This window comes from Paenibacillus sp. FSL L8-0663 (genome assembly GCF_038008125.1).
Taxonomy (GTDB): Bacteria; Bacillota; Bacilli; order Paenibacillales; family Paenibacillaceae; genus Paenibacillus; species Paenibacillus polymyxa_D.
This window is the reverse complement of the sequence record NZ_JBBOYM010000001.1, coordinates 4,997,423-5,023,873: the sequence shown is the minus strand read 5'-3', so window position 1 is coordinate 5,023,873 and position 26,451 is coordinate 4,997,423. Positions and strand designations below refer to the sequence as shown.

The 26,451-nt window shown below is 41.9% G+C and carries 17 protein-coding genes; 16 read left to right on the top strand and 1 reads right to left on the bottom strand.

The window, feature by feature from the left end; genetic code table 11:
- Window positions 1-137: 137 nt before the first annotated feature.
- From MKY75_RS22260 to galU, 4 genes are all read left to right on the top strand, one after another.
- Window positions 138-1,382: a S1C family serine protease gene (locus MKY75_RS22260; protein WP_039271412.1), complete on the top strand. Its 1,245-nt coding sequence runs from the start codon at window positions 138-140 to the stop codon at window positions 1,380-1,382.
- A 49-nt stretch (window positions 1,383-1,431) separates the two neighbouring features.
- On the top strand, window positions 1,432-3,345 hold the full coding sequence (locus tag MKY75_RS22255; protein WP_340886535.1) for a stalk domain-containing protein: 1,914 nt from the start codon (window positions 1,432-1,434) through the stop codon (window positions 3,343-3,345).
- A gap of 703 nt (window positions 3,346-4,048) precedes the next feature.
- Window positions 4,049-6,559: a U32 family peptidase gene (locus tag MKY75_RS22250; RefSeq protein WP_029514530.1), complete on the top strand. Its 2,511-nt coding sequence runs from the start codon at window positions 4,049-4,051 to the stop codon at window positions 6,557-6,559.
- Window positions 6,560-6,754: 195 nt separating this feature from the next.
- Window positions 6,755-7,636, top strand: a complete 882-nt coding sequence (gene galU, locus MKY75_RS22245) for a UTP--glucose-1-phosphate uridylyltransferase GalU (RefSeq protein WP_165146335.1) — start codon at window positions 6,755-6,757, stop codon at window positions 7,634-7,636.
- A 92-nt stretch (window positions 7,637-7,728) separates the two neighbouring features.
- Here galU and MKY75_RS22240 read toward each other — a convergent pair whose 3' ends face one another.
- The gene (locus tag MKY75_RS22240) at window positions 7,729-10,185 is read right to left on the bottom strand and encodes an O-antigen ligase family protein (protein WP_340886533.1); all 2,457 of its coding nucleotides are present in this window, start codon (window positions 10,183-10,185) and stop codon (window positions 7,729-7,731) included.
- Window positions 10,186-10,904: 719 nt separating this feature from the next.
- Between MKY75_RS22240 and MKY75_RS22235 the strand changes: the two genes are divergently transcribed.
- The 12 genes from MKY75_RS22235 to rfbD all read left to right on the top strand — a co-directional run bounded on the left by MKY75_RS22235 (window position 10,905) and on the right by rfbD (window position 26,402).
- Window positions 10,905-11,750 carry a glycosyltransferase family 2 protein gene (locus tag MKY75_RS22235; protein WP_107733867.1) on the top strand — a complete coding sequence of 282 codons (846 nt, stop codon included), beginning with the start codon at window positions 10,905-10,907 and terminating at the stop codon, window positions 11,748-11,750.
- A gap of 454 nt (window positions 11,751-12,204) precedes the next feature.
- Window positions 12,205-14,376 (top strand): DUF3329 domain-containing protein, encoded by a 2,172-nt coding sequence (locus MKY75_RS22230; RefSeq protein ID WP_165146341.1) that lies wholly within the window; start codon window positions 12,205-12,207, stop codon window positions 14,374-14,376.
- 28 nt (window positions 14,377-14,404) lie between these two features.
- Window positions 14,405-15,205, top strand: coding sequence for an ABC transporter permease (locus tag MKY75_RS22225; RefSeq protein ID WP_107733869.1), 801 nt, complete (start codon window positions 14,405-14,407; stop codon window positions 15,203-15,205).
- A 15-nt stretch (window positions 15,206-15,220) separates the two neighbouring features.
- Window positions 15,221-16,435, top strand: coding sequence for an ABC transporter ATP-binding protein (locus MKY75_RS22220; RefSeq protein WP_107733870.1), 1,215 nt, complete (start codon window positions 15,221-15,223; stop codon window positions 16,433-16,435).
- Between the two features lie 42 nt (window positions 16,436-16,477).
- Complete coding sequence (locus tag MKY75_RS22215; protein ID WP_165146344.1) at window positions 16,478-17,116, top strand: hypothetical protein; 639 nt, start codon at window positions 16,478-16,480, stop codon at window positions 17,114-17,116.
- Window positions 17,117-17,125: 9 nt separating this feature from the next.
- Window positions 17,126-18,847, top strand: coding sequence for a glycosyltransferase family 2 protein (locus tag MKY75_RS22210; RefSeq protein WP_165146347.1), 1,722 nt, complete (start codon window positions 17,126-17,128; stop codon window positions 18,845-18,847).
- A 36-nt stretch (window positions 18,848-18,883) separates the two neighbouring features.
- Window positions 18,884-22,153, top strand: coding sequence for a glycosyltransferase (locus MKY75_RS22205; RefSeq protein WP_165146350.1), 3,270 nt, complete (start codon window positions 18,884-18,886; stop codon window positions 22,151-22,153).
- A complete protein-coding gene (locus tag MKY75_RS22200) occupies window positions 22,150-23,073 on the top strand; it encodes an NAD-dependent epimerase/dehydratase family protein (RefSeq protein ID WP_165146353.1) in 924 nt (307 codons plus the stop codon). The genes MKY75_RS22205 and MKY75_RS22200 overlap by 4 nt, the downstream gene beginning before the upstream one ends.
- A 33-nt stretch (window positions 23,074-23,106) precedes the next feature.
- The gene (locus MKY75_RS22195) at window positions 23,107-23,850 is read left to right on the top strand and encodes a sugar phosphate nucleotidyltransferase (RefSeq protein ID WP_107733875.1); all 744 of its coding nucleotides are present in this window, start codon (window positions 23,107-23,109) and stop codon (window positions 23,848-23,850) included.
- A gap of 23 nt (window positions 23,851-23,873) precedes the next feature.
- Entirely contained in the window at window positions 23,874-24,422 is a 549-nt protein-coding gene (gene rfbC, locus MKY75_RS22190; protein WP_107733876.1) for a dTDP-4-dehydrorhamnose 3,5-epimerase, read from the top strand.
- A gap of 80 nt (window positions 24,423-24,502) precedes the next feature.
- On the top strand, window positions 24,503-25,522 hold the full coding sequence (rfbB, locus tag MKY75_RS22185) for a dTDP-glucose 4,6-dehydratase (protein WP_107733877.1): 1,020 nt from the start codon (window positions 24,503-24,505) through the stop codon (window positions 25,520-25,522).
- A 1-nt stretch (window position 25,523) separates the two neighbouring features.
- On the top strand, window positions 25,524-26,402 hold the full coding sequence (rfbD, locus tag MKY75_RS22180; protein WP_107733878.1) for a dTDP-4-dehydrorhamnose reductase: 879 nt from the start codon (window positions 25,524-25,526) through the stop codon (window positions 26,400-26,402).
- Window positions 26,403-26,451 lie beyond the last annotated feature (49 nt).

Here is a 26,451-nt window from a genome sequence, read left to right as displayed (position 1 = left end):
ATGAGAGGACAGGGATGCAGCAAACGGCGCCTTTTAGAAAAAGATAGGGCTTAAAGCGATTGTATACGTGTCCCCTCTATGGTAGATTTGGACTAACTGATAGAACAGGGTCATGTAAGAGAGGAAATGGTGAGTATATGCGTAAGATGGGGAAAAGGGCAGTTGTTCTGGCTTTGGGCAGCGCTCTATGTGTTTCTGGTACGGCAGGTGCAGCCAGCAGTGGGACTGCGTTAAAGGCCAAAGTCATTAATGGTGGGGTCTATGTTAACGTAAGCGATATGAATAAGGCATTAGGAACCAGCGGCGCATATAACAGCGCAAATGGTACATATACGTTATCGGCCGGTCGTGTGCCGCAGGTGGTTAAAAATGTATCTCCTTCTGTGGTTGGTATCATTGGCCGTTCAGCCACGGGAGAGACCGTAGCAGGAGGAGATCGATACAACCTGGCTCACGGCACGGGTGTCATCATTCGTACAGATGGATGGATTGTGACGAATGCGCATGTTATCGAAGGATTAGGTGATGCCGTGGTCGTAACCTCGGACGGAAAATCTTACGGAATCACCGACAGCTATAGCGATCCGATCAGTGATTTGGCATTAGTTAAAATCAAGGCAAGCGGCCTCAAACCCGCTACCTTGGCAACTTCAACGAACAGTCTACAGGTAGGTGAGCAGGTAGTGGCTATTGGTACGCCTATATCCTTTTCACTTCGCAATTCGGCAACCTCAGGTGTGGTTAGCGGGCTGAACCGTGGTGTCAACGCTGCTTATCGTTTGATCCAAAGTGATACCGCGATCAATCCTGGTAACAGCGGCGGTCCGCTGGTCAATCTCAAGGGTGAGGTCATTGGGATCAATACGATGAAATTCTCGGCGGTCGGCATTGAAAATATGGGCTTTTCGATTCCGGCGGATACGGTGAAATATGTCATCGGCCAATTTTTTAAATACGGAGAGGTTCGGCGCGCTAGTCTTGGTCTAGGGCTGGAAGAGAGCTGGTCAGCTATCGTCGGATTACCTACCGAGGATCCTTTGAAAGTTACGAAAATTACTTCAGCCAATGCCGTTCAGGCCAAAATCAAGGAAGGCGATGAGCTGTATAGTATTAACGGTAAGCGTGTAGCTTCCGCTATTGATGTCAATGAACTGCTTAAAAACTATCAACCAGGTCAAACGGTGAGTGTACTTATGCAGTCTGACGGTGATATTGTGAAGCGCAAGCTGGTACTGACACAGGATAATGGTGAAATCTATGAGTCCATTCAGTCTGGAGAAGATAGTGAAGATTCGAACGGTTCGGAAGCCGCTGAAGATGGTGGTGTAGCGCCTTCTAAGGAAGCATCGGAGCCAGCTCAAGGAGCAACTACTGGAAAGTGAACAATAACGCCTCTTGAATCTATAAAATAAAGCTAAAGGGAGATTTACTGTGAAGCATATTCAAAGAAAAATGATGCGTAAGCTGGGGGTCGGCGCTGTCGCATTGTCCCTTCTGCTTTCCGCTTTGCCAGCAGTTGCAGCAGATCATGATAAAACCATGCTGGAATTAAGGTTGCAAAGCGGCAGCAATACAGCCATCGTGAACGGTCATAATGCCAATATTACGAAGCCGTATTCCAAAAGTGGTGCACTGATGGTTCCGGCTGGTGTGTTTAAAAAGGCATTTAACAGCAAAATTCGATTAGCTGAAGATAATGTGGTTAAAATCACTAGCGGAACTCATGTTGTATCGCTAACCATTGGTAGCCGTACAGCTTGGGTGAGAGGTCACAAGGTGACACTTCCAGCTCCACCGGAAATGTCATCCGGTATTCTCATGGTGCCTCTGCGTCAAGTAGCAGAAGGGCTTGGCGGTAAGTTGGAGAAGAATGGTGCCGGAATCATTATTCGGATGGAAGCACAAGAAGAGGCGGGCACGGTAGTTGAAGAGACACCGAACATTGATAATGATGAGGGTAAGACACAGATCGGGAACAGTTACTATGACTGGTCTATGAACTATCCAACAGGGCTCGTCATCGGTCAGGGAGGTGGAGATGAGAGTATTTCCACATTTATGGACGAGAACAGTGCGTACTATATGGAAGTGCACACAGCGTCACAGCCGGTTCCACTGAATGCGGACGATCTGTTGCAACAATTGGTGCAGGCAGCCAAGGAAACGGGAGAAACTGTGATCGATCGAAAATCCTTCCCGAAAGCGAAGGTACCTTATGCTCGTGTCATTACGAAGGATGGGGACGGCGTGCTGTGGGAAAATCGTCAGTACTATGACAACGGACGATTGTATGTAGTTTATTTCTCCGATGCTAAAGCAACGAATTATAAAGATCTGGCCCAGTATGCGGGACTTTTAAATTCCTTCAAGACCTCCTTTAATGCGCAGGATAAAAGTATTAAAGACTTGTCTACTGTCGTAGGAGGCACACGCGAGGCCGGGAATCCAGACTACGGTGTGTCACTCAGCATACCCGCAGGCTGGAAAATGGACGATCAACGGATGCAATATGAAAGTAATGATGGATCGAGCTTCCGTGTGAAAGTAACCTCAGCTCCAGCAGATGGAAAATTGGAGAACTGGGGCCAGCAGCTGCAAAAATGGCTGAGCGATTCATTTGTGTCCACGGCTTATGAGGCACAGAAGACGTATCCGCTGGAGGTTGCAGGCGTTCAAGGGTTAGTACAGGAGTACCGCTATAATTTTGGCGATGGATGGGTCAAAGAGTACAATGTGCTGATTCAGCAAAATGGATACCGCTACTTGGCTGAATACGCAGTGCCTGAAAAAGTAAGCAAAGGAAATGATCAGTTCAACGCGCTCATTTCCTCGCTTCAAATCGATTTTCAAACCGTAGCGAGTAACTTTGGACAGTTGGAAGAAGACGACTATTTGACAGACAAAACGAAAACGGTCAAAAAGACGTCAAAAGCCTATGAATATACAGTGAATATCCCACGATATTGGACCGCGATTAGCGATCAATTTGAATTGGGCGATGTAGAGTACCAGTTTACCGGAGGACGTTTTTCCATCAAAATCGACAACGACCAATCATTTGAACTAACGGTATCCCAGCTCAAGGACTTCTACGATAAGCAAGCAAAGAACTACAAAAACCTCAAAGTTGAGGAGGTTAAGGACGTAACATTTGCTGGTGTTCCGGCAGTGTCCTTTACATTCCATCGTATCGAGGAAGGCATTGGCTACACAGGCCACCAATTGGTTTTAGAACGTGATGGAAAAACGTATACCGTGACAACGACATTGAATGATGCGAACAACACGGCTGTACAGTCTAACGCACTGGATTCGACGTTAAATTCGTTTAATTTTGTGAAGTAAGAGGGTGTAGGTAAGAGATTAGCGAGGTTGTGGGGGAAGCGCTACGCGTGCCATTTGAGCCTACGAGCGCTGACGCTTCTTCGGATTCAAATGGCCCGCTTCACTGGCGCCCGCCAAATACCGCCAATCTTTTGATGAGTGAGGTAAGCAGGGAAGAGCGAAGGCAGATATTTACGGTACTTAGATCAGCCAATACGAACCCCTTTTCTCGGATTCATTGTCTGGTACGCTGTTAGCGTCAACGAGGATACCGTATTCTAAAAAGGCTGGTGTAGCTTACTAGCGCTCTAAATTGCCTAGTCTTCATCACTATTTGGCTTCCTGCTCGATAGTACTGATTACTTCGTTGTTCCTCTTGTTTTATAGGATTCTTCACCTCCAAAGTACCGTTTGACGGGAATGGGGGTGTTTTTTATGTTTTAGTAAGAGGATTTTTATGAGGAATCGCTTGGAAAGTGTAGAAGCTTGGGACGCAGTCTGGTACACTAGATTAGTTACAAGATAAGAATAACTATGCCGCAAATGTTCGTGATGCGGATTTTTTGAGTTGGATTCCATTTATCCCTCGAGCCAGTGGTTCAGAGTGGGGATGATCGGATAGGATGATAATTCATAGGGCTATAAAATAAGCAGCATCGCTGCTCTGGAAAATAACGTTTAACTCAAGGTTAATCAGTTATTTCTCCATATAGGGAGGACAAAAATGAAATCAGTAGTACGAAGAGAAGATGTTGAGCTTCTGGCACCAGCCGGTGACTGGGATTGTATGCGTGCGGCGGTGGCAAACGGGGCTGATGCGATCTTTTTCGGGGTGGAAAAGTTCAACGCACGGGCACGGGCGAATAATTTCCGCATGGAGGAACTGCCTGAAATTATGGCGTTTTTGCATAGCTATGGGGTTAAAGGTTTTTTAACATTCAATATATTGGTATTTGAAAACGAGTTGGAGGACGCTAAGGAGCTGGTCGATGCCTGTATTGATGCTGGAGTCGATGCTTTAATTGTCCAGGATATGGGCCTGGTGAAAATGATCCGCGACATTTCACCGGATTTTCCGATTCATGGTTCTACCCAAATGACGATTACCTCGCCGGAAGCGGTAGAGTTTACAAAGCCGTACAATATGGAACGGGTCGTGCTTGGACGTGAAAACAACCTGAAACAGATCCAAAAAATAGGCGATCAGGCGAGACTTCCAATGGAGGTATTCGTACATGGAGCATTATGCGTATCTTATTCTGGCCAATGCCTGACTTCAGAAATGTGGGGCGGCCGCTCTGCTAACCGTGGTGAGTGTGCACAGGCATGTCGTTTGCCTTACGATCTGATGGTGGATGGAGAGCAGAAGCCAATGGCAGATGTGACGTATCTGCTGTCACCTAAGGATCTAGCAGCGATTGACCTGATGCCTGAACTGATCGACGCGGGTGTGGTTTCTTTTAAAATTGAAGGGCGACTGAAAACACCTGAATATGTGGCAAATGTGGTCAGCAAGTACCGCAAGGCTATTGATAAGTATTTTGATGGAGATACATCCAAGACGAGCAAAGAAGATATCCGCGAGCTGCAGCAGAGCTTTTCACGCGGCTTTACGCACGGTTTTCTCGAAGGAACCAATAACAAGAAGCTGGTTGACGGGACGTTCCCGAAAAGCCGGGGGGTGTATCTGGGCCGAGTGGAACAAATCCTTCGTGATGGCGTAGTGTGCCGTATTGATGCACCGCTCAAGCGTGGCGATGGTATTGTATTCGATGCGGGAGATCCCACGCAAAAAGAAGAAGGCGGACGCGTATACGATATCCGTCGCAAGGGCGTGAAGATTGAAGGCGAAGCCGGAGAAGGCTGGATCATTGACATTGTAGCGGGACGCAACGATGTCGATCTGCGCCGTGTACACGTGGGCGATCGCATTTGGAAGACCAACGACCCGGCGCTGGACAAGCGTCTGCGCCAGTCGTACGACACGGACAAGCCGTACCGGGTCTTCCCAGTACATGTGCGGGTCAGCGGCTCCCCAGGACAACCGCTGTCGACATGGTGGACCGACGTGCAGAAAGGCACAACGGTCCGCGTGGACTCCGAGCTGGAACTTGAAATTGCCCAGAAGCGTCCGATGACGCACGAGCTGCTCGAAGAGCAGTTCGGCCGACTGGGCGGAACGGTGTTCCAGCTGGAAGAGCTGGACGTCCATCTGCATGGGGACGTCATCGTGCCGATGCGCGAGCTGAACGGTATCCGCCGTCAGGCGGTGGAACTGCTCGCGGGCGAGCGCCCCAAACCGCCCGTGTACACGAAGCGGGCGGTCGAGGTGTATGACGATGCATCGACTCCGGCATCGTCTGTGGCACGCGGTCAGGCAGAGCTGACCGCGTTGTGCCGCAGCCTCCCTCAGGTGGAGGCTGCGCTCGAGGCCGGCGTGGAGTTCATCTACGCCGACTTCGAGTTCATCAAGCAATTCCCGGCAGCCGTAGAGGCAGTGCACGCTGCAGGCCGCCGAATTGCGCTGGCGACCCCGCGTATTCACATGCCGGGTGAAAATGGCTATCACAACAACATCCTGCGCCTAAAGCCGGATGCTGTGCTGGTACGCAATCCAGGGGCACTGTATTTCTACTTGCGACATCGGTTGGAGAACCCGGACGCACATCACCCGCAATTGATTGGTGACTTCTCGCTGAACATAGCCAATCATAAAGCGGCTGATCTGTTCTTGGATTCTGGCTGCGACCTGGTTACGCCGTCGTACGATCTGAACATCCAGCAAATGGTCGATATGCTCAGACGTACGCGTACCGATAAGCTGGAGATCGTGATCCAGCAGCATATGCCAATGTTCCATACTGAACATTGCGTATACTGTACCTTTATGAGTGAAGGCACCGACTACACCAACTGTGGTCGCCCTTGCGAGGATCATCGCGCATCCCTGCGTGATCGTATTGGGATGTCACATCCGGTCCGTGTGGACGAAGGCTGCCGCAACACGGTGTACAACGCGATTGAGCAATCCGGCGCGGAATACCTGTCCAACTTCCTGGAGCTGGGCGTGTCCCGTTACCGCGTGGAATTTTTGGAGGAGACACCGGAGCAAGTGCATGAGGTTATTGATCTCTATAACCGTGCCCTGCGCGGAGAAATCAGCGGAACACAAGTATGGAAGACGCTGAAGGCGACGAATCAGTTGGGTGTTACACGTGGTCAGCTGGTGAAATAAATAACTGTATATTTGTTCGGGAGCCAGAAAGATTCCGGCAGCATAATATATTTATATAGAAAGCTAGTGATTGGAAGACATGTTCTCTTTAAGGGAAGATGTCTTCTTCTTTAATCTATTACAATAATTGACCTTCCTGTTATAATCATAGATAGTATATCTTACCGTTATATTGACGACAAAGGAGTTAAACCTATGAAAATCCGTAAAGCGATTATTCCTGCTGCGGGATTAGGAACCCGGTTCCTTCCTGCTACGAAAGCGATGCCTAAAGAGATGCTTCCCATTGTAGACAAACCAACAATTCAATATATTATTGAAGAAGCTGTTGCATCTGGTATAGAGGATATCATTATCGTTACTGGTAAAGGCAAAAGGGCGATTGAGGATCATTTTGACTACTCCTTTGAGCTGGAGCATAATTTGACTGCGAAGGAAAAATGGAACCTGCTCAATGAAGTGCGTAAACCATCAGAGATGGCAGATATCCACTATATTCGTCAAAAGGAACCTAAAGGGTTGGGGCATGCCATATGGTGTGCACGTAAGTTTATCGGTGACGAACCTTTTGCCGTCCTTTTAGGGGATGACATCGTTGAGTCTGAGAATCCATGCCTCAAACAGATGATTAACGTGTTCGATGAGTATCAGCGTTCTGTTGTAGGTGTAAAACAAGTGGATTGGAACGAGGTACATCGTTACGGCATAGTTGAAGGCCATGCACTTACTTCCAAAATCTCTGAGGCGGAACGATTAGTGGAAAAGCCAAAGAAGGAAGAAACTAACTCCAACTTGGCGATCATGGGACGTTATATCTTGACGCCTGATATTTTTGATATCCTGGGTCAGCAATCTGCGGGAGTAGGCGGGGAGATTCAACTGACGGACGCATTGTCCAAACTGGGAGAAAAGAGCCCCATTCTGGCCTACGAATTTGATGGCAATCGCCATGACGTTGGCGAGAAATTAGGATTCATTGAAACGACCATTCATTATGCTCTACAGCATAACGAGATTAAGGATGAAGTACTGGCTTATATGAGACAGGTTATTAAAGAGATTGACCAACAAAAGTAAACATCTCACTAAACCTAACTATGCTTCCTCAATATAAAAAAAAGAGACTATCAGTATGATGTAACATCATCTGCTAGTCTCTTTTTTCTTAACTATTTCTCCGATTTCAACTGTTCAATCTGCTCCTTCTCCTTCAGATCAGCCTGAATCAGCTTATCGTACAAAGCTTTGTCATCTTGTCCCTGCTGCTGTAGGGCAGCAACGTAATAGCGAGCAACCTCACGATTCGTAGCATCGCTTAAGTCGTCCTTCAAGCCGTTTTTGAGGATGCTTGCAGCCTCAGCAGGCTTACCTGACATGAACTCAATTTTGCCAGTACTGAGTGCAATACTTGGAGTTACTTCAAAAGTACGTGGCAACTCAATTTCAGGTGGAAGCGTCTTAATATGGGCTACCCTATCCAAAACCTGCTGATAAGCAGCAAGACCTGCTTGGAAAAACTTCTGTTCTTTGGTGGTGTCTTTTTGCTCACGTGCCTTAATGCCAACAGTGTAAGCTTGGGTAATCAACATATTGTACCAGTCATTGTCCCAGTTAAAGTTGGAAATGTTATTTTCCAAAATACTGAAGGCTTGCTCGTTCTCACCTTTTGCTCGTAAAAGGTTAACTTTGGAGTTTAACATGATTTTATTATACGGTTCTGCCTTCAGACCTGTATTTAGTACTTCTATTGCAGCGTTATAAAATTCCTCTTTTTTCGTTTGATCATACACATTCTTGTACAGTGCAGCCAAACTTATAACCGAATCCGGATGTGTAGGACGAAGTTCAAGATCCTTATTAATCGCACTTTGAATTTCCTCGAATGATGTGCTTACCGCCATAATCTGTTTGGCATATGTAGCAGCATTGGCCGATTGCACGAAGCGGAGACCTGCAAAAAGCAACACAATGCTTAGAATGCCGATGGCTGCACTATACATGATTCGAAATGCAGAAGCACTCATGGACAGGCGTTTAAGCGGTTTGCTGTCCATAGCAGCGGCCATACCACCAAGACTCATAAATACCAGTACGCCCATAAACACGTAACTCAGATTAAAGTCCAGCAAGCTATGAAGTAAGATCGAGAGTGCCAAAATGAGATATAGGAAGTGAGAATCCCGTTCTTTATCATTTTGTCTAATATAGCTGCGAATATATTTGTAGAAAATATATATGATGAATGACATTAAAATTACAAAACCGAAGATGCCTACTTCAACCAGGTACTGCATGAAAAAGTTATGGGCCTGGCGGCTGCTATAAGGATAATCCTGGTACCTTTCGTACAAGGTAGCCCACCCGCCACCACCGCTCCCAATAATAGGGTGATCTTTAATCGATTTGGCAGCATCCTGATAGAATACAAGTCGTTCCAGTACACTATGCTGCCGGAAATTGATATTTTCAAACCGGACCTGGACGTTTTCAGGCAGAACACTGCGTAGGCCAGTTCCAATAAACAGAAAAGCCAGCAAGCCAATCACTACAACTGATCCGACAGGCAGCCACAGGTTGGATAACTTACGGGAAGTCCACCCTGTGAGGGCACTTTCCAACCTTGGTGCCAGATAACGTTCAACAAGCCACAGTACGACAGCGACAGCAAGGGAGACTCCAATAAGTAATCCCCAAGCCTTGGCAGCCTCTCCGCCGTTGTAGGTCTTATTGAGTTGTAATCCCATATTTGTAATTGGCGACAAGATAGATATTGACGCTACACCAGCAATGGCGCAATGCAAGATCCATATAATTTGGCGTGCAGGTTTAAGGAAAAGCAAGAGCAGGACGAACACGACTGGCAGCATAACCAGACCGCCCCGTGACAAAGTCAGGAATAGCGAGACTAGAATAGGCACCAACATGAAGCCGTGGATAGCCTTGCCATACCATAGTTTTGATTTCATCAGACAGAAAACGGCAGCGAATAGGAAAGCCATTAGAAAGGCCGCATATGTATTCGCATATTGAAACACTGATGTCAGCCGGAGACCATTTGTATCTGTCATAACTGCATTGGTATAGCGATATTGATACACATATTGGGTAAACCAGCCTACCATTTTGCCGGCAAGCACCCACTGTCCGAACCAGTTAATGAAGCCAAAGCCTACGATGATATAAGCAATAGTCATAATCAGGTTGTGAATAATCTTATTGCCTAAGCGATCCTGTAGTAGATAGATTGAGATAATAAACAGAGCGGCATAGATGCACTGTACCACAACCATATTCATGGCCAGGTAATGTGAAGCTGCTGAAGTCAGTGAAAGCACATAAGTTAGGGGAAGCAATAATACTAATACAGTCAGCCAATCCCTTTGCTCTTCTAACTTGAATTTTTTAAAATAGGTTACGATTCCTAAAATTAATAGAATTGTGCTGATGATCAAAGCCCAATAGAGTGGCTTTTCAAAATCGAGCATTTGCCCATTGAAAAGTGCAGCCTGGAAGGGAGACCAAGTTAAAAACAGAATCATGCCAACAATTAACACCCAAAACATAGCCGGCCTTTTATCGTCACGGGTCGACGTTTTGGCCTGTTTCCCGTATACTGGATTCGACAAGGTTTACAATCTCCTTTTTTTGAAGTTAATGCTAGTATTTTAACATAACAATTATTACAACTGTACAGTTAATAGTTTTTATCAGTGCAAGGTGAATTTTAATTGAATTATGTGTACACGCACATTCACATAAAGAAATCCAACATGAGCTACACTTATCTTACCATAGTCTAACACAGCGAGCTAGAAAGCCTACACCAGTAGGGGAACATGCCAGAGCCTTTGTCAAGTAGCGTGGCAGACATTCTGCCATGACTAAGCCGAGAGCTTTGTCGGAATGCAGAGCAGGTAAATCTATCAAGCGAAACGATTTCAGGAAAGTTATGCCCAGCGCTGTTGCTCCTTGACTGCAGAAAAAAATACCTGAAGAGGCTTAGGCTCATCGAAGAGGAGCTTTAGACCTCATGGCTTCCGAACAGATTGTGTGAAAGGCTCTGTCAACCAGGACAGCATGCGTGTAACGTTGGGGAATTGGACGAAGAAATAATAGGGATCTACATTGTGAATCAATTTTGTTAGGAAAAGAGCGGGTTTTCAAAGTGAAGATGAGTTTTAGGGAAAATAACTTTGTTGAAGGAAATGCTTTGTGATCGTATTTGTATCTAATGAGTTATCTTTGTTTCATTACTAGCAAAAATTGTACAGCCAATTTTTACGTAGATACAAAATGAATAGAATCGATATTCAGTTGAATATGGAATTGATGGGGAGTAATATTCATGAAATTATTAAATTGGTTTTATAAAATTTCGAAAAAGGAAAGAATATACTATTTTGATTACAAAAAAATTAAAAATTACAAGCTCTTAGCAATGTTGCGGATAAGAAATGAATCCCTAATTCTCCAAGATACATTAGATCATTTGAGTGAATTTGCTGATGGGATTATATGTTATGATGACGCCAGTACGGATAATACTTTTGAAATTTTAAAAAATCATAAGAAAGTTATAGCAATAATTAGAAACTTTCATTGGGAGACAACACCTGAGGAACGGTTAAAAAGTGAAACAGAACATCGTGATAATCTTCTTCGGTTATCTTCGCGTTATTCTCCTGAATGGATATTTTGTGCCGACGCTGATGAGCGGTATATAGGAGAAATTAGAGAATTTATAAACTCAGATGATTCTCAAAACGTTGATATAGTTAAAATTCAACTGTTTGATGCCTATATAACCAAGGAAGATCAGCAGTCTTATGCACCTACGAGCAAACTCCTCAACTTCAGGAAATATTTCGGGCCTGAAAGACGAGATATTGTTATGTTATGGAGACCAAATGCGAGTATTAAATATATTGGATTGGATTCGAGAGAGCCTTCATATACTGAGGATAGTAGTATAGTTACCATGTTTTATTGTCAACATTATGGGAAATCTCTGTCAATTCAGCATTGGGAAGAAACTTGCGATTATTATGCTAATTATTTTCCATATGAGCCATATGGAAAAAAGTGGACTGAAAGAAAAGGAAAGGCGGTTCATGAAAAGTCAGACTTTGATCGTGCTTTGTATAAATGGGGATATGAGCTTTTCAGTAATGCAGTTAATATTAAGCCATAATTTAATTGTACAGGACGAGTTCTAAATCGTCTTTTAAACGGTTTCTGTTTTCCATAAGGGATCGGGAAATACTTTGCTACAGAGGAAAGAGAATAAAACAATAGGAGACTTTTTACGCAACGGCGGGAAACTTGACTGAGGAATGATACGGAATTGCATTATGAGTCGAATCGGCAAAGAGCTACATTTTCAAGACAAGGGCTATTTTTGGTTAAAGTTGAAGTACTATTAGAGCGAATGCTCTTTCAGAAGAGCTTCAGTCATACGAAACGATTTTTAGCATCGACATTAATGTAGTTGTATAATCCTATCTGCCTTGGGCAGATGTCGTTTAATTAAATATTTCGGTTAATCGGCAGACCTGAAATACAGATGTTAATGACCTAGAAGGAGCATGCCATTATGTTTGTCGTCTAAGGTGAGACACTTTTATCTAAAGGGTGAAATAAATATTATGTCAAAAAAGTACGTTTGGGTCTCAGGTATAACTGGGATCTTGTTACTCGCTTATTTTTATGCATTAAATGTGATGGAACCGTTGTTTGCGGATGACTTTGCGTATAGCTTTATTTTCGCAACAGATACCAAAGTAACGAGTTTATTGGATATCTTCCAATCCTTGCATGTACATTATTTTACCTGGGGTGGTCGGTTAGTTGCACATTTTTTCGGCCAGCTTTTTTTGCTACTGGGAAAACCGATCTTTAATATCATGAATGCCATCATGATGGTGTTGCTGATTGGAACAATTTTGTGTTTTGTGCGTTTAAGAATGATGAACCGTGTACAAGATGTTGGATCTTTGCTTGCGGTAGTAATTTTGTGCTGGTTCGGTCTGCCAAACTTCGGGGAAACTTCAATCTGGTTAATTGGCTCTGTCAACTACTTATGGACTACTGTATTTATTATGCTTTTTTTATTCCCTTACCGCTATCTGGCCGTAGAAAAGCCAATGCTGAAAGATAATTATCTGATTGGTGTGTGTATGGCCTTGCTTGGTTTTTTGGCCGGTATGACTAATGAAAATACTGGTTCAATTGCATGTATGCTGGTGGCAATTTTATATGTGTATTTAAAATGGATCAAGTCAAAAAAATTACCCAATTGGTTCTATACAGGCGGTATAGGCGTTTTTCTCGGATTTGCAACTATGATTGTTGCTCCGGGCAATAATAAACGATCTGAAGCGATCAATTATCATGCACCATTACTGCAGAGATTGAAAGATTATGCGCATAATCTTGAAGGGGCATTGATCGAGCAAAAGTATTTGCTGCTTGTTCTGGCTATTCTGCTTGTTATTAACATTTTTGCACTGATCTATTTCAAAGCTTGGAAATTGAAAAAGGAAAATGTCTATTTTGCGATCCTTTTTATGTTTGCTGGCTTTATGAGCTTTTTTATTATGATTGCTTCCCCTATTTTCCCTATCAGAGCCTCTTATGGGGGGGCGGCTTTTTTAATCGTGGCTTGCTTGTTTTTAATCGAAAACCTGAATATTGAATTGAAATTCTCAAGAGTACAAGCGGCGATAGTTGTTGTTTTTACGGTAGTGATGCTAATATCCATGTTTTCGGCTTTCAAAGGCTATGTGCAATTAAATCGGGAGAATACAGCTCGAATTGCGACCGTGAACGAAAACAAAAACAAAAACAATTACGACATTATTCTACCGCTGTTTACAGATGGCAATAGATACGTATTTGTCAGAGATATTGAGGATCAGCAATTTGCGTACTATTTCAATAAGTATTACGGTTTAAGCAGCGTAATTGCCGAGGATCAGGCCGTGTTGGATGCTTTGGAAAACAAGGATACTCTTTATGGCTTACCGTCCATTCTTGACCACAAAAACTTTTATTTTTACAAAAGCATAACCATTAATGACATCAAGCTGATTAAAGAGGATAATAAAGAATACTTATTGTTCATTTTTAGAAACGATACTAATGTTAATGATATGAGCAACTTAAGATTTTTTATTAATGCTTTTCCTTTAAATAATGATATTTCGCTGCTGCAGGAGGATCGCCAAAAGTTTGGATATGATAATTGGGATATGGCACCTGTAGCAAAAAAAATTAATGGAACCACATTTTTCGTTCGTGAGATTAATGGGAATCTTGGGAATTATCAAAATGTAGAAATGGGATTTTATTCAGTCGCTGACGGGCGCAAAGGAAACGTGCTTGGTTTAAACAAAGAAGAGCTTGCAGGAAAAATTGAGCCGAGCCATGATATCAAAACAAGCGGCAAGGCTTTAATGAAAGAACCATTTAAGTTGAGTGACAATATTACGATGGATGAGTTCAAACTTAATCAATTCAGTCCTGAGGAACTTCAGGTAATAACACGTCTTGCGATTTCAGACTATCAAATGCTGCATGGAATGTATCTGTTTATACACGCATATCCTGCAGATTCAGAGATCAATAATTTGCCTGCAGAGCGTGTTAAGTTCGGTTACGCCAATTGGGACTTTGAATTGGGCGCTGCAACACAAGATGGATTTTGGACTCACACAGCTAAATCCCGAATAAGGTCCTTCAAAAAAATAGATATTGGTCTTTATAATGAAAAAGGCAATATTGGCAAGGTTCTTACATTATATGATGTCCAACTATAAGATAATTGGATGATATCATGCGAAAGAAGTGATAAAGATTCTAACTCTTTTTAAAGAATTTTATAATTCCAAAGGCCTTATTTTAAAACTAGCTAAAAATGATTTTTGGGCTAAATATGCCAGTTCTCAACTTGGGATTTTGTGGGCTTTTGCCCAGCCTTTGATGACCATTATTGTATATTGGTTCATTTTCGAAATTGGATTCCGTGTAGTTCCGCTCAACAATATCCCATATATTTTATGGCTGATGTGTGGTCTTATTCCATGGTTCTTTTTTTCTGAAGCCCTTGGCAACTCGACCAACAGCTTAATTGAATACAGTTATCTGGTAAAAAAAGTTGTGTTTAAAGTCAGCATTTTGCCAAGCATCAAAATTATTTCGGCACTGTTTGTACACGTATTTTTTATGGCTTTTTTATTGTATGTGTATTTCTTGCATGGTTATGAGCCCACAATTTATATGTTGCAACTTTTTTATTATCTTTTTGCGCTGTGCTTTTTATTGCTGGGTTTGTCTTACATTACGGCTTCATGCGTCATTTTTTTTCGGGATTTGAATCAAATCGTGGCTATCATCTTGCAATTTGGAATATGGCTGTCACCTATTTTGTGGCAACCCTCTTTGTTTCCGGCCAAATATTTAACTTTATTGAAACTGAACCCTATGTATTACATTGTTGAAGGATACAGGGACTCGCTGGTGAGTGAGGTCTGGTTCTGGCAAAAGCCCGAGATGACGCTGTACTTCTGGTGTGTTTCCTTTATTGTTTTTCTGGTTGGAGCATTGTTCTACAAAAAATTAAAACCTCATTTTGCTGACGTTTTATAAGGATGGAGTGTTAAGATGAGTGCTGAAGTTGTAATTGATGTAAAAAATGTCAGCAAAATATACAAGTTATATGCCAAGCCAGCTGACCGGCTTAAAGAAGCATTGCATCCGATGAAAAAAAAATATCATAACGATTACGCTGCTCTTGACAATGTCTCATTTCAAGTTAGAAAAAAGGAAATTGTAGGAATACTCGGTACAAATGGTTCCGGTAAATCCACCATTCTGAAAATTATTACCGGTCTATTGAATCCAACGAGTGGTACAGTGAGCGTTCATGGTAAAATATCCGCGCTTTTGGAACTGGGTGCAGGGTTTAACCAGGAGCTTACTGGCATTGAAAATATTTATTTAAATGGAACTATGATGAATCTGAGCAAGGATGAAATTGATGAGAAGTTGCAGCAAATTCTCGATTTTGCTGATATTGGGGATTTTGTTTACCAGCCCGTAAAAACTTATTCAAGCGGTATGTTTGCCAGATTAGCTTTTGCAGTAGCCATCAATGTTGAGCCGGATATATTGATTGTGGACGAGGCGCTGGCTGTTGGGGATATGTTTTTTCAGGAGAAATGTTATGAGAAAATGAAGGAAATGGTGCAAAGCGGAGCTACCATTCTGTTTGTGAGTCATAGCCTAAGCGCAATCCGTAACTTTTGCAGTCATGCAGTCTGGATTGAAAAAGGCATACTGAGAGAAGAGGGACCGGCAGATGAAATTTGCGAAAAATATAAATATTTTATTGAACAAAAAGAAGCAAAAGAAATTGTAATGGCTACTGATGCAGAAGAACTTACCGATGAGCTTGCCGGTAAAGCTAAAAATAAGATTTTTGTAAAAAAAATTCAAATTAATAAAAACGTAGTGGTTACCGGAGAGGATATTGTATTCACAATTGAACTCGGTTTCAGAGAATCCGGCCTGAAATACGGTGTGGGATTGATCGTTTATAATGAGAAAGGCGACATTGTCACTCTGTTTAATACTGTTCGTGATGATGTGAAATTAGACCAGCCTTATTCCGTATTTAAAATCAAAGTGGAGAATAATGACTTTTTAGATGGACGATATTTCATTTCCGTTCATATCTCTGATGAAATGGCTATGTATCCTTATGATCGTAATGACTATGTGTCCGAATTTAGAGTATTGCCCAAGAAAAATCTGCGCGGATTGCCTGTTGGGGAAGGATATTTTAGATGTAAGCATGAATGGGAGATACTAGAGTGATATACATTGTTGGGATAATTTGGTGAATTTGGGTGGTGTATGATGATTAGAAAGATGTTGCGCTTTATTATTGTAATAATCGTCACGTTTGCTTTTGTATTTTCAGTATCTGCTATCAAAAATAGCAATCTTTTTGCCCCGGAGGTGTATAAACTCAAGACGATCAATTTGGGCACAAATCTGAATGCAAACTTTGGAGAGATTACAAATGCTAAAGTAATTGAACAGTCCTTTTCTGCCAAACAGGATGGTCTTGCTAAAGTCGAACTGTTTTTTTCTACATTTAACAGGCAAAATGACAGTGAAACGCTGTTATCTCTATATGAAGCAGATACAAACCAATTAATAAGACAGGCAAAATTCAATAACATTCAGGCCAAAGATAATGCCTATAGCGAGTTGTCCTTCGATCCTGTTGAGAATTCAAAAGGCAAGATGTATATTTTGAGGATAAGCTCTAATACAAGTGATCCTTCCCAGGCAGTAACCCTCTGGAAGGACAACACCAGCCTGGCGGACGGACATCTGTCATTTGCGGGGCAGCACCAGGAAGGCAGTCTGGTAGGCAAACTTATTTACCAGAACCAATTTACTATTAAGGATATTATAATTAACGGTCTTTTCTTTAGTTTTTTGAATATTATTCTGTTTGAATTGTTGCGATTCATAAAAAATAAGTAGGGGACAATTATGATTAATAAGTTCCGAGTAATCATGCGTGCAATTCACCTGGTTCGCGATAAAGGCATAAAAAGCTTTATCAACAAGGCTCATGAAAAATGGTTTCAACTTTCTTTTTCAGAGCCTCCTTTTGTGCCGTTGGCTGAACAGCAGCTTGAAGAGCAGAAAAACAGAATATTCGACATCCAACCCAAAATTAGTATTGTCGTCCCTGTTTACAATACAAACCCCCTGTTTTTGAAGCAGATGGTTGAATCTGTACTGAACCAGACCTATTCCAATTTTGAATTGTGCTTATTTAATGGCGGGAGTACAGAGGGCGATGTCGAGAAAGTAATAAACCATTTTATATCCAAAAGTGATAAAATAGTCTATGCGTGCTCGGAAACTAATTATGGAATCTCTGAAAATACAAATCGCGCACTGGCACTGGCAACGGGAGAATATATTGGGTTGCTTGATCATGACGATTTGTTGACGCATGACGCATTATATGAATGCGTAGACGCTATTAACAGACACGGTGCAGACGTCATTTATTCCGATGAAGATAAAATTATCGGTAATACACGGAAACATATCAGTGTTCACAAAAAACCAGACTGGTCTCCAGATACATTGCTGAGCTACAATTATATCTGTCATTTTTTGGTTTTTAAAACTTCGTTGCTTCAAAGCACGGGACTATTTAATAGTCAATTCGATGGAAGCCAGGACTACGATTTTATTTTAAGATTGACTGAACGAGCAATCTGTGTCCATCATATCCCAAAGGTTTTGTATCATTGGCGAATTAGCGAAAATTCCACAGCTGCCAGCTATTCAGCCAAGTCTTACGCCCTGCAGGCTGGAAAAAATGCCCTGCAGAACTATGTGTCAAACCGAAACGAATCATTGACAGTGAATGAAGGCGCATTTCATGGCGCTTTTAATATAACTCCAGTTTTAAATGAGATACAGACAGCAGCTTTGTTTTGCCTGGGCAATTGGGAAAGTACACAGTCTATAAAAGAGTACTATGCCAGTCTTAATATCTCTTCCGAATACCGACCGTTTGATGTAGTGATGATGAATTTTACTCCATTTCATAAAGATGCATACAGCATTGCCGAGCAGTCTTCATACTATAAAGTGTATGACTGCAGTGATAAAAATGTTGCTGAAGCATTAAATGGTTTGTTAAAAAAAAGTAATGCTGATCATGCCATCGTTATAAATGCGGATATTCACTCTTTGGCTGATAATTGGTACAAGATTTTAATAGCGGAAGCTGTCTCAACCGAGTCAGCTGTTATAGCTCCCAAAGTTTTGAACAAAAAAAATAAAATCAGCAGTTATGGACTTGCGGTTAGCCAAAAAGGAATTATAAATCTATATCATAATATCAATTCTAGCTTTTTTGGTTATTTCGGCCGACTTAAAATCGCACAAAATATTACGGCAATCAGTCCTGAATTGTTCCTGTTAAAAAAAGATGCCTACAAATATTATGGGGATTTTGATGAAACCTATACTACCGATTTGACCATTGTGGATTATTGCCTGCGCGTCAATTTTCTTTCTGGTCACGTTAAGCTAGTGAATCATGAGCTTTTATATACTCGACAATCCCATTCCTATTCATGGCCTAAAAATGAACGGGAAGTTATGCTAGAGAAATATAAAGATTATTTGCAAGATAGGGATCATTATTATCCACTTGATTTTTTATATAAACCTGAAGGACTTTGAATGTAATCTTTTATTTTGATAGGAGCGCCTGGTCAAATGAGAATTTTATTTACTCTTCATGATTTACAATACAGTGGGGGGACGGAAACCTTTACTTATAGTCTCGTCAAAGAATTTTTGCGACAAAACCATGAAATCTTTCTTTATTCCACTCGTATTGGTCAGTTAGCAGACAAATATACCGAGATCGGTGTACTTGTCACAGACGAAATCGCTTCTTTACCTGATGATGTTGACATTATACATGCCCAGCATCGTGCAGAAGCAATCTCCGTTTATTATAAATATCCTTCTGTACCTATGGTATTCACATCGCATGGCATTATTCCATGGCAAGAGAAGCCAGTCTTTATTCCCTCAATTGTCAAGTATGTAGCTGTTAGTGAAGAGGTACAACAACATTTGATTCATAACTGGAGCATTCATGAAGATCAAATATCCATTATCCGTAATGGAATCGATCAAACCCGGTTCCATCCTAGGACCCCGGCTCATGAAAAACCCGAGACCATTTTGTTATTGTCTAACCGTTATACTTCATATGTTAAAGAGGTTTTGGAAGAAGTAGCCAACAAAGCAAACATGAAACTTAACATTGTTGGACAATCACACAACAATGTGTGGGATGTAGAAGAGGAAATTTTGAATTCCGATGTGGTTGTATCATTGGGTCGAGGCATATTGGAAGCCATGAGTTGCGGCAGACTTCCGCTTGTGTTTGATTATAATGGCGGCGATGGTATTGTAACACCGGATACTTATTATGAATTCCGTCAGAAAAATTTTTCTGGAAGGATAAACAGTGAAAAGTACAATGCCGATCAAATTATTGAATTAATTCAAAAATTCTATACGCGTGAGATTATTGAAGCCAATTTGGAACTTGCTGTTCAATTCCATGACATTAGAACGATTGCGGAACAGTATTTTGAGCTATACAAGCTTGGCGAGCAAAAAAGAGATAGTATCGTTACGATCGATCCGCAAATTATGGAGTATCTCATAGAAGGATATTCTTTTGCTGGAAAAGAGATTGTACAAAAAGAGAAGAACTTAAAATATTTGCTGGAAGTTAAAAAAGTCAATGAGGCCAATGAAGTCAGATTGAGTGAAAGCCTGACAGAGATGCAAGCTGAGCAAGCAAAACTTATGCAAGATCGAGATGAAGCAGTGAAGCAGCAGGCACAATTAAAATCTGAACTGGAAAAGACGGAAGCAACTTTGAATCGCGAAATTGTTACTTTGACGCAGATGGCAACCAGTAAAGACATTCAAATTCAAGATCTGGAATTTGAAAAAGAAGGGGTTCTTAATCAGCTGGAATTTGAAAGAGAAAGATTTCTTAACCAACTGGACCAAAAAGAAAACAATACAAGATACTTGCTCGAACTCACAAGGGAAAAAGATAAGGAACTGGAAAGTATTTATAGTTCTCGCTCCTGGAAATTGATTGCCAAAGTCAAAAAATATAGAAGATGGGTCAAAAAAGGCATAGCTAATCCAAAATTGGCGATCAAGAAACTGGCTAATCGGAATCAGTCCCTTCCTGCCCCTACTCCTGTGAAAAAATATGCGGAACAACAAGTAAATGGAGATATTCCTCGCATCAGTGTAGTCATTCCTGTATATGACCGAACAGATGTGTTGCGACAAAGTATAGATTCGATTTTGAATCAAACGTATCAAAACTTTGAACTGATCATCGTTTGCGATGGTTCTCCGGATGAAACGCTAAAAATCGTAGATGAGTATAAAGATCATGAGAAAGTTCGCATTTTTAAATATTATAACAACAGTGGTAACGCGGTACGTGGACGAAACAAAGCCATTCGTGAGGCGCGCGGAGAATTTCTGGCTTTTCAAGATAGTGATGATATTGCAGAACCAAATCGCCTGGAAATTTCGTTGAATTATATTAATGAATTTAAAGCGGATGTTGTTTATGGAGGCTGGCGAGCTCTTGTGGACGGATCACGCATGATTGATATTAAGAATGGGCAGGAAGTATTAAGTCCAGATTGCGGATATGATGAATTGCTCAAAATGTGTGTCCCTTGCCAAAGTACCGTAATGTTGCGGTTGGATGCTGTCAGAGCCGTAGGTGGACTAAAAACAAATATGCGCTATCGCGAGGACCACGAATTATGGCTCAGAATGGCGTATAAAGGATATAAGTTCAAATCAATTCCTTTGATGTTAACTAATCTTAGATTACATGGCAACAACCTGGAACTTTCGTTTAAAGACGACGATAATCACTGGTTTGATCTGATGCTGGAGGAGCACAAAAACATTGTAGTAATGAAGCCTAAGATTGCCTATCTTATTCCAGGATGCGGCATATCAGGTGGTATCGCAGTAGTGTGTCAGCACGCAAACCGTTTGTTAAATCGTGGATATGATGTGCTGCTTATTACTGAGGATATTCATCGAGAGATCAACTGGTTTCCGAACCAGAAAGTTGAGATAATCGGTATTGATGAAGCACCGACTAATTTGGATATTCTTGTTGCAACAGGTTGGAGCACTGCTTATACCATTGCTGATATTCCTGCAAAGAGAAAAGTATATTTTGTTCAATCCGATGAGAGCCGCTTTTATCCTGCAGGGTCTTTTGAAAGTCAAAAGGCATGGGATTCATATAAATTCGATTATGAATATATGACGGAAGCAAAATGGATTCAAAAATGGTTGAAAGAAAAGTTTGGTCACGACTCTACCTATGTTCCTAATGGATTGGATGAGAATATTATTTTCCAAACAGATCCAATTACCAAAAAAGGCGATAAAGTAAGGGTACTGCTTGAAGGACCGATCGATATTCCATTTAAAGGGATGGAAGATGCCTTTAATGCTATTAATGATCTGGATTGTGAAGTGTGGTGTGTAAGTTCAGCGGGGAAACCGAAAAAAGAATGGAAATGCGATGTATTCTTTGAAAAGGTGCCAATGGGCCAGATGAATCAAATCTATTCCAGCTGTGATATCCTCGTTAAACTGAGTAGGGTCGAAGGATTTTTTGGTCCGCCTCTAGAAATGATGGCTTGTGGAGGAACTTGCGTAGTTGCAGATGTAACTGGTTATGATGAGTATATTGTCGATAATTATAACGCACTGGTCGTGGAGATCGGGGATGTTGAAGGCGCAAAGCAAGCTGTTAAAAAGCTTATCGAAGATACTGAGCTTAGACAGCGTCTGACTGCGAATGGTAGAAAGACAGCAGAAGAATGGAGATGGGAGCCGAGCATTGACACATTGGAAGAACTGTATTACAAAAATCTTAGTACTGGAAAGGTAGAGGTATGAGAATATTAGTAACCGGAGGAGCTGGATTTATCGCTTCTCATATTGTTGACAGATTGATTGCTGAACAACATGAAGTATGCATTGTTGATAATTTGTCCACTGGAAAGCAAGAAAATATTAATCCTTCGGCTATTTTTTATAATGTGGATATTCGCAGTGAAGAGTTATTGGAAGTGTTTGAGAACTTCAAGCCGCAGATTCTAATACATCATGCTGCCCAGATTAGTGTGTCGCATTCGGTTGTTGATCCTTCACAGGACGCATCGATCAATATTAGCGGGACGATTAATATCTTGGATTGTTGCTATAAAACCGGAGTACAAAAAATTATCTATGCTTCTTCAGCAGCAGTGTATGGCTATCCAGAAGAACTTCCTGTAAAGGAGAGTGCCAAGCTTTCTCCGCTGTCACCCTATGGACTGTCCAAGTTAACACCTGAATTTTATATTCAGTTGTACTCCAATCTTCATGGTCTTAAATATACGATTTTGCGTTACAGCAATGCTTACGGCGAACGGCAGGATCCTAAAGGAGAAGGCGGTGTGATCTCAATTTTCCTGGATAACCTTCTTGCTGGCAAGGAGATTCAAATTCACGGTGATGGTGCTCAAACTCGTGATTTCATTTATGTCAAAGATATCGTTAACGCCAATATTGCGGCTCTTACCAAAGGGGAAAATTGCATTACTAATATCAGCACACAAACAGAAATTTCGGTGAAAGAATTGTTTGAAATGATGCGTAATATACTGGGAATCGATGTTTCCGCTTATTATATGCAGGAGCGTATAGGCGATATTAAATACAGCTCATTAAGCAATCAACAGGCGCAGCTCATCCTTGGCTGGACAAGTCAATTCACTTTATATCAAGGCTTGAAAGAGACAATCAACTACTATCAGAATATTTCTGTTAAATAAACGATATAACTAATAGAAATCGGAGGATTTTTGATGAAAGGTATAATTCTTGCAGGAGGTACAGGCTCTCGCCTCTATCCCTTAACCAAAGTAACGAATAAGCATCTGTTACCTGTGGGGAAATATCCAATGATTTTCCATTCCGTATCCAAGCTCAAGCAAGCTGACATACACGATATACTTATCGTTACAGGTAAAGAGCATATGGGAGATGTCGTTAACCTTCTTGGTAGTGGCCGTGAAATGGGCGTAACATTCACTTATAAAGTTCAAGATGAGGCAGGTGGGATCGCACAAGCCCTTGATTTGGCTGAACAATTTGTAGGTGATGATCAGATGGTTGTTATTTTGGGTGATAATGTATTTGAAGATGACATTGCACCATTTGTGGACAATTTCCGCAATCAAATCACGGGTGCGAAGATTCTTCTTCAGCAGGTACAAGATCCACACCGTTTTGGAGTAGCTGAGCTTGAAGGGGAACGGATTGTATCTATTGAAGAAAAACCTAAAGACCCAAAAAGTAACTACGCTGTAACAGGTATTTATATGTTCGATCATAGCGTGTTTGAAATTGTAAAAACGCTTGAACCTTCAGCTCGTGGAGAACTTGAGATCACTGACGTCAACAATGCATATATTGCTAAGGGAACATTGACATATGATGTTCTCCAAGGATGGTGGACAGATGCGGGAACTCATTCATCTCTTGCGCGTGCTAATGAATTAGCCAAAGATATAGTGTTTGGTGAAGAGTTTGGAAAGCTAAAGATTTAGAATAAAGGGAGGATATGAACGAAATGAAAGTAATCCCTTTGAAACTAGAAGGTGCAAAAATTATTGAACCCGTGGTCCATGGTGATCACCGTGGTTTTTTTATGGAAAGCTACAATGAACAAATCATGAAGCAGCATGGAATCAACTATGCTTTTATTCAGGATAATCAGTCCTTATCTGCAGAAGCTGGCGTGATCCGAGGGCTGCATTACCAGCTTCATCCTAAAGCCCAGACCAAACTTATCCGAGTGCTTTCTGGAGCCATCTATGATGTTATTGTGGATATTCGTAAAAGTTCCCCAACATTCGGTCAATGGGTCGGGGTGATCTTAAGCGAGCATAATAGACGTCAGTTACTGGTGCCTAAAGGATTTGCTCATGGGTTCTGTACGCTCGTTCCAAATACTCAAGTGTTGTATAAGGTAGACGAGTATTACTCACCCGAAAATGATCGGGGAATTCTGTGGAATGACCCTGCGCTGGGGATTGATTGGCCAACTTCTCATGCTATTCTTTCAGAGAAGGATCAGAAGCATCCGACATTAAGGGATGCAGACATTAACTTTGATTAGAGTGATAATAGGCGGCTGTTTTGTCGTTCTGTTTCAAAATAACATGTTAAATGTATTGAAGCACGTTTGAGGAGGTATTTATGAAACTTCTTGTCACCGGCGGTGCCGGATTTATTGGCAGTAACTTTGTATTGTATATGTTAAAGCAGCATCCAGACTATGAAATTGTGAATGTGGATGCCCTCACTTATGCAGGCAACTTGGAGAATTTGAAATCGATCGAAGATCATCCCAAGCATACCTTTGTGAAAGCGGATATTACTGATGCACAAGCGATGGATCAGCTGATGCAGCAGGGAATAGATGTGGTGGTGAATTTTGCGGCAGAGTCGCATGTGGATCGGAGTATTTTGGAGCCGGAAGTGTTTGTGAAAACAAACGTACTGGGCACACAGGTGTTACTGGATGTCGCCAAGAAATATAATGTGACCAAATTTGTGCAGGTATCGACAGATGAGGTGTATGGCTCTCTGGGTGAAACCGGATTGTTCACAGAGGAAACTCCGTTGCAGCCTAATAGTCCCTATTCTGCTTCCAAGGCAGGCGGTGACCTGTTAGTTCGTGCATATCATGAAACCTTCGGTTTGCCAGTGAATATCACACGTTGTTCTAATAATTACGGTCCATATCAATTCCCAGAAAAACTGATTCCGTTAATGATCTCACGTGCATTGAGCGACCAACAGCTTCCTGTGTATGGGGATGGCTTGAACATTCGCGATTGGTTGTATGTAGAGGATCACTGTAGTGCAATTGATCTGGTCATTCATCAGGGCCAGCTGGGTGAAGTGTATAATATCGGGGGAAATAACGAGCGGACGAATGTGCATATCGTCAAAACGGTATTGGAGGAGCTAGGCAAGCCAGAATCTCTAATCTCTTATGTGCAGGATCGTCCGGGTCATGACCGCCGTTACGGTATTGATCCGACCAAAACCATGAACGAGCTGGGCTGGAAGCCCAAGCACTCTTTTGAGACTGGCATTAAAGAAACGATTCGCTGGTACTTGGACAACGAGGAGTGGTGGACTCGCATTCAATCTGGCGAATATCAGCAATATTATGCTAAGCAGTATGGTTCCCGCTTAGGTGATGTGTAAAATGAGAATATTGGTTACTGGAGCATCCGGCCAACTCGGTAAGGATGTGGTAAAGGTCTTCCAAGAGCAGGGACATGATGTTGTTGGCTATGATCGGGAACAGCTGGATATTACGGATCTGGACCAGGCGATAAAGATAGTAGGACAATATCAGCCAGAAGCGGTAATCCACTGTGCAGCGTATACAGCGGTGGATGCGGCGGAGACTGATCTTGATACAGCTTATCAAGTAAATGCGGCAGGAACACGTAATATGGTACTGGCTGCAGAAAAAGCAGGAGCTAAACTGGTTTATATCAGTACAGATTATGTATTTGATGGGACAGCCGAGCAGCCTTATCACGAATATGACAATACGAATCCGCAGAGTATCTATGGAAAGTCCAAACGGGCGGGAGAGGTGTTAACCCAGACGCTTTCCTCAAGGTACTTTATTGTTCGGACGTCATGGGTGTATGGGCTGTATGGGAACAATTTTGTAAAAACAATGCTAAAGCTTGGGCAGGAAAAGCCGCATCTTCAGGTTGTGAACGACCAGAAAGGCTCGCCTACTTATACGGTGGATTTGGCACGTTTTTTGGCAGAATTAATTCAAACGGAAAAGTATGGCGTATATCATGCATCCAATAGCGGTTCTTGCACCTGGTACGAGTTTACAAAAGCTATTTTTGAAGAAGCGGTAGACATATTGGATGCTACGATAATTGCCATACTTGAGCCATGCTCGACTGATCAGTTTCCAAGACCGGCAGCGCGCCCAAAAAATTCGGTCATGGAGCATATTGCAATTCGTACCAACGGTTTGAACAATCTTCGTCATTGGCGGGAAGGTTTACATTGTTTTATAAAAGAACTAGCTGATTTTCGAAATGATAATTAGAATGTTAGAAAGATCCCCCTGTAAGCTAGAGTTTGGGGGGATTTTTTCT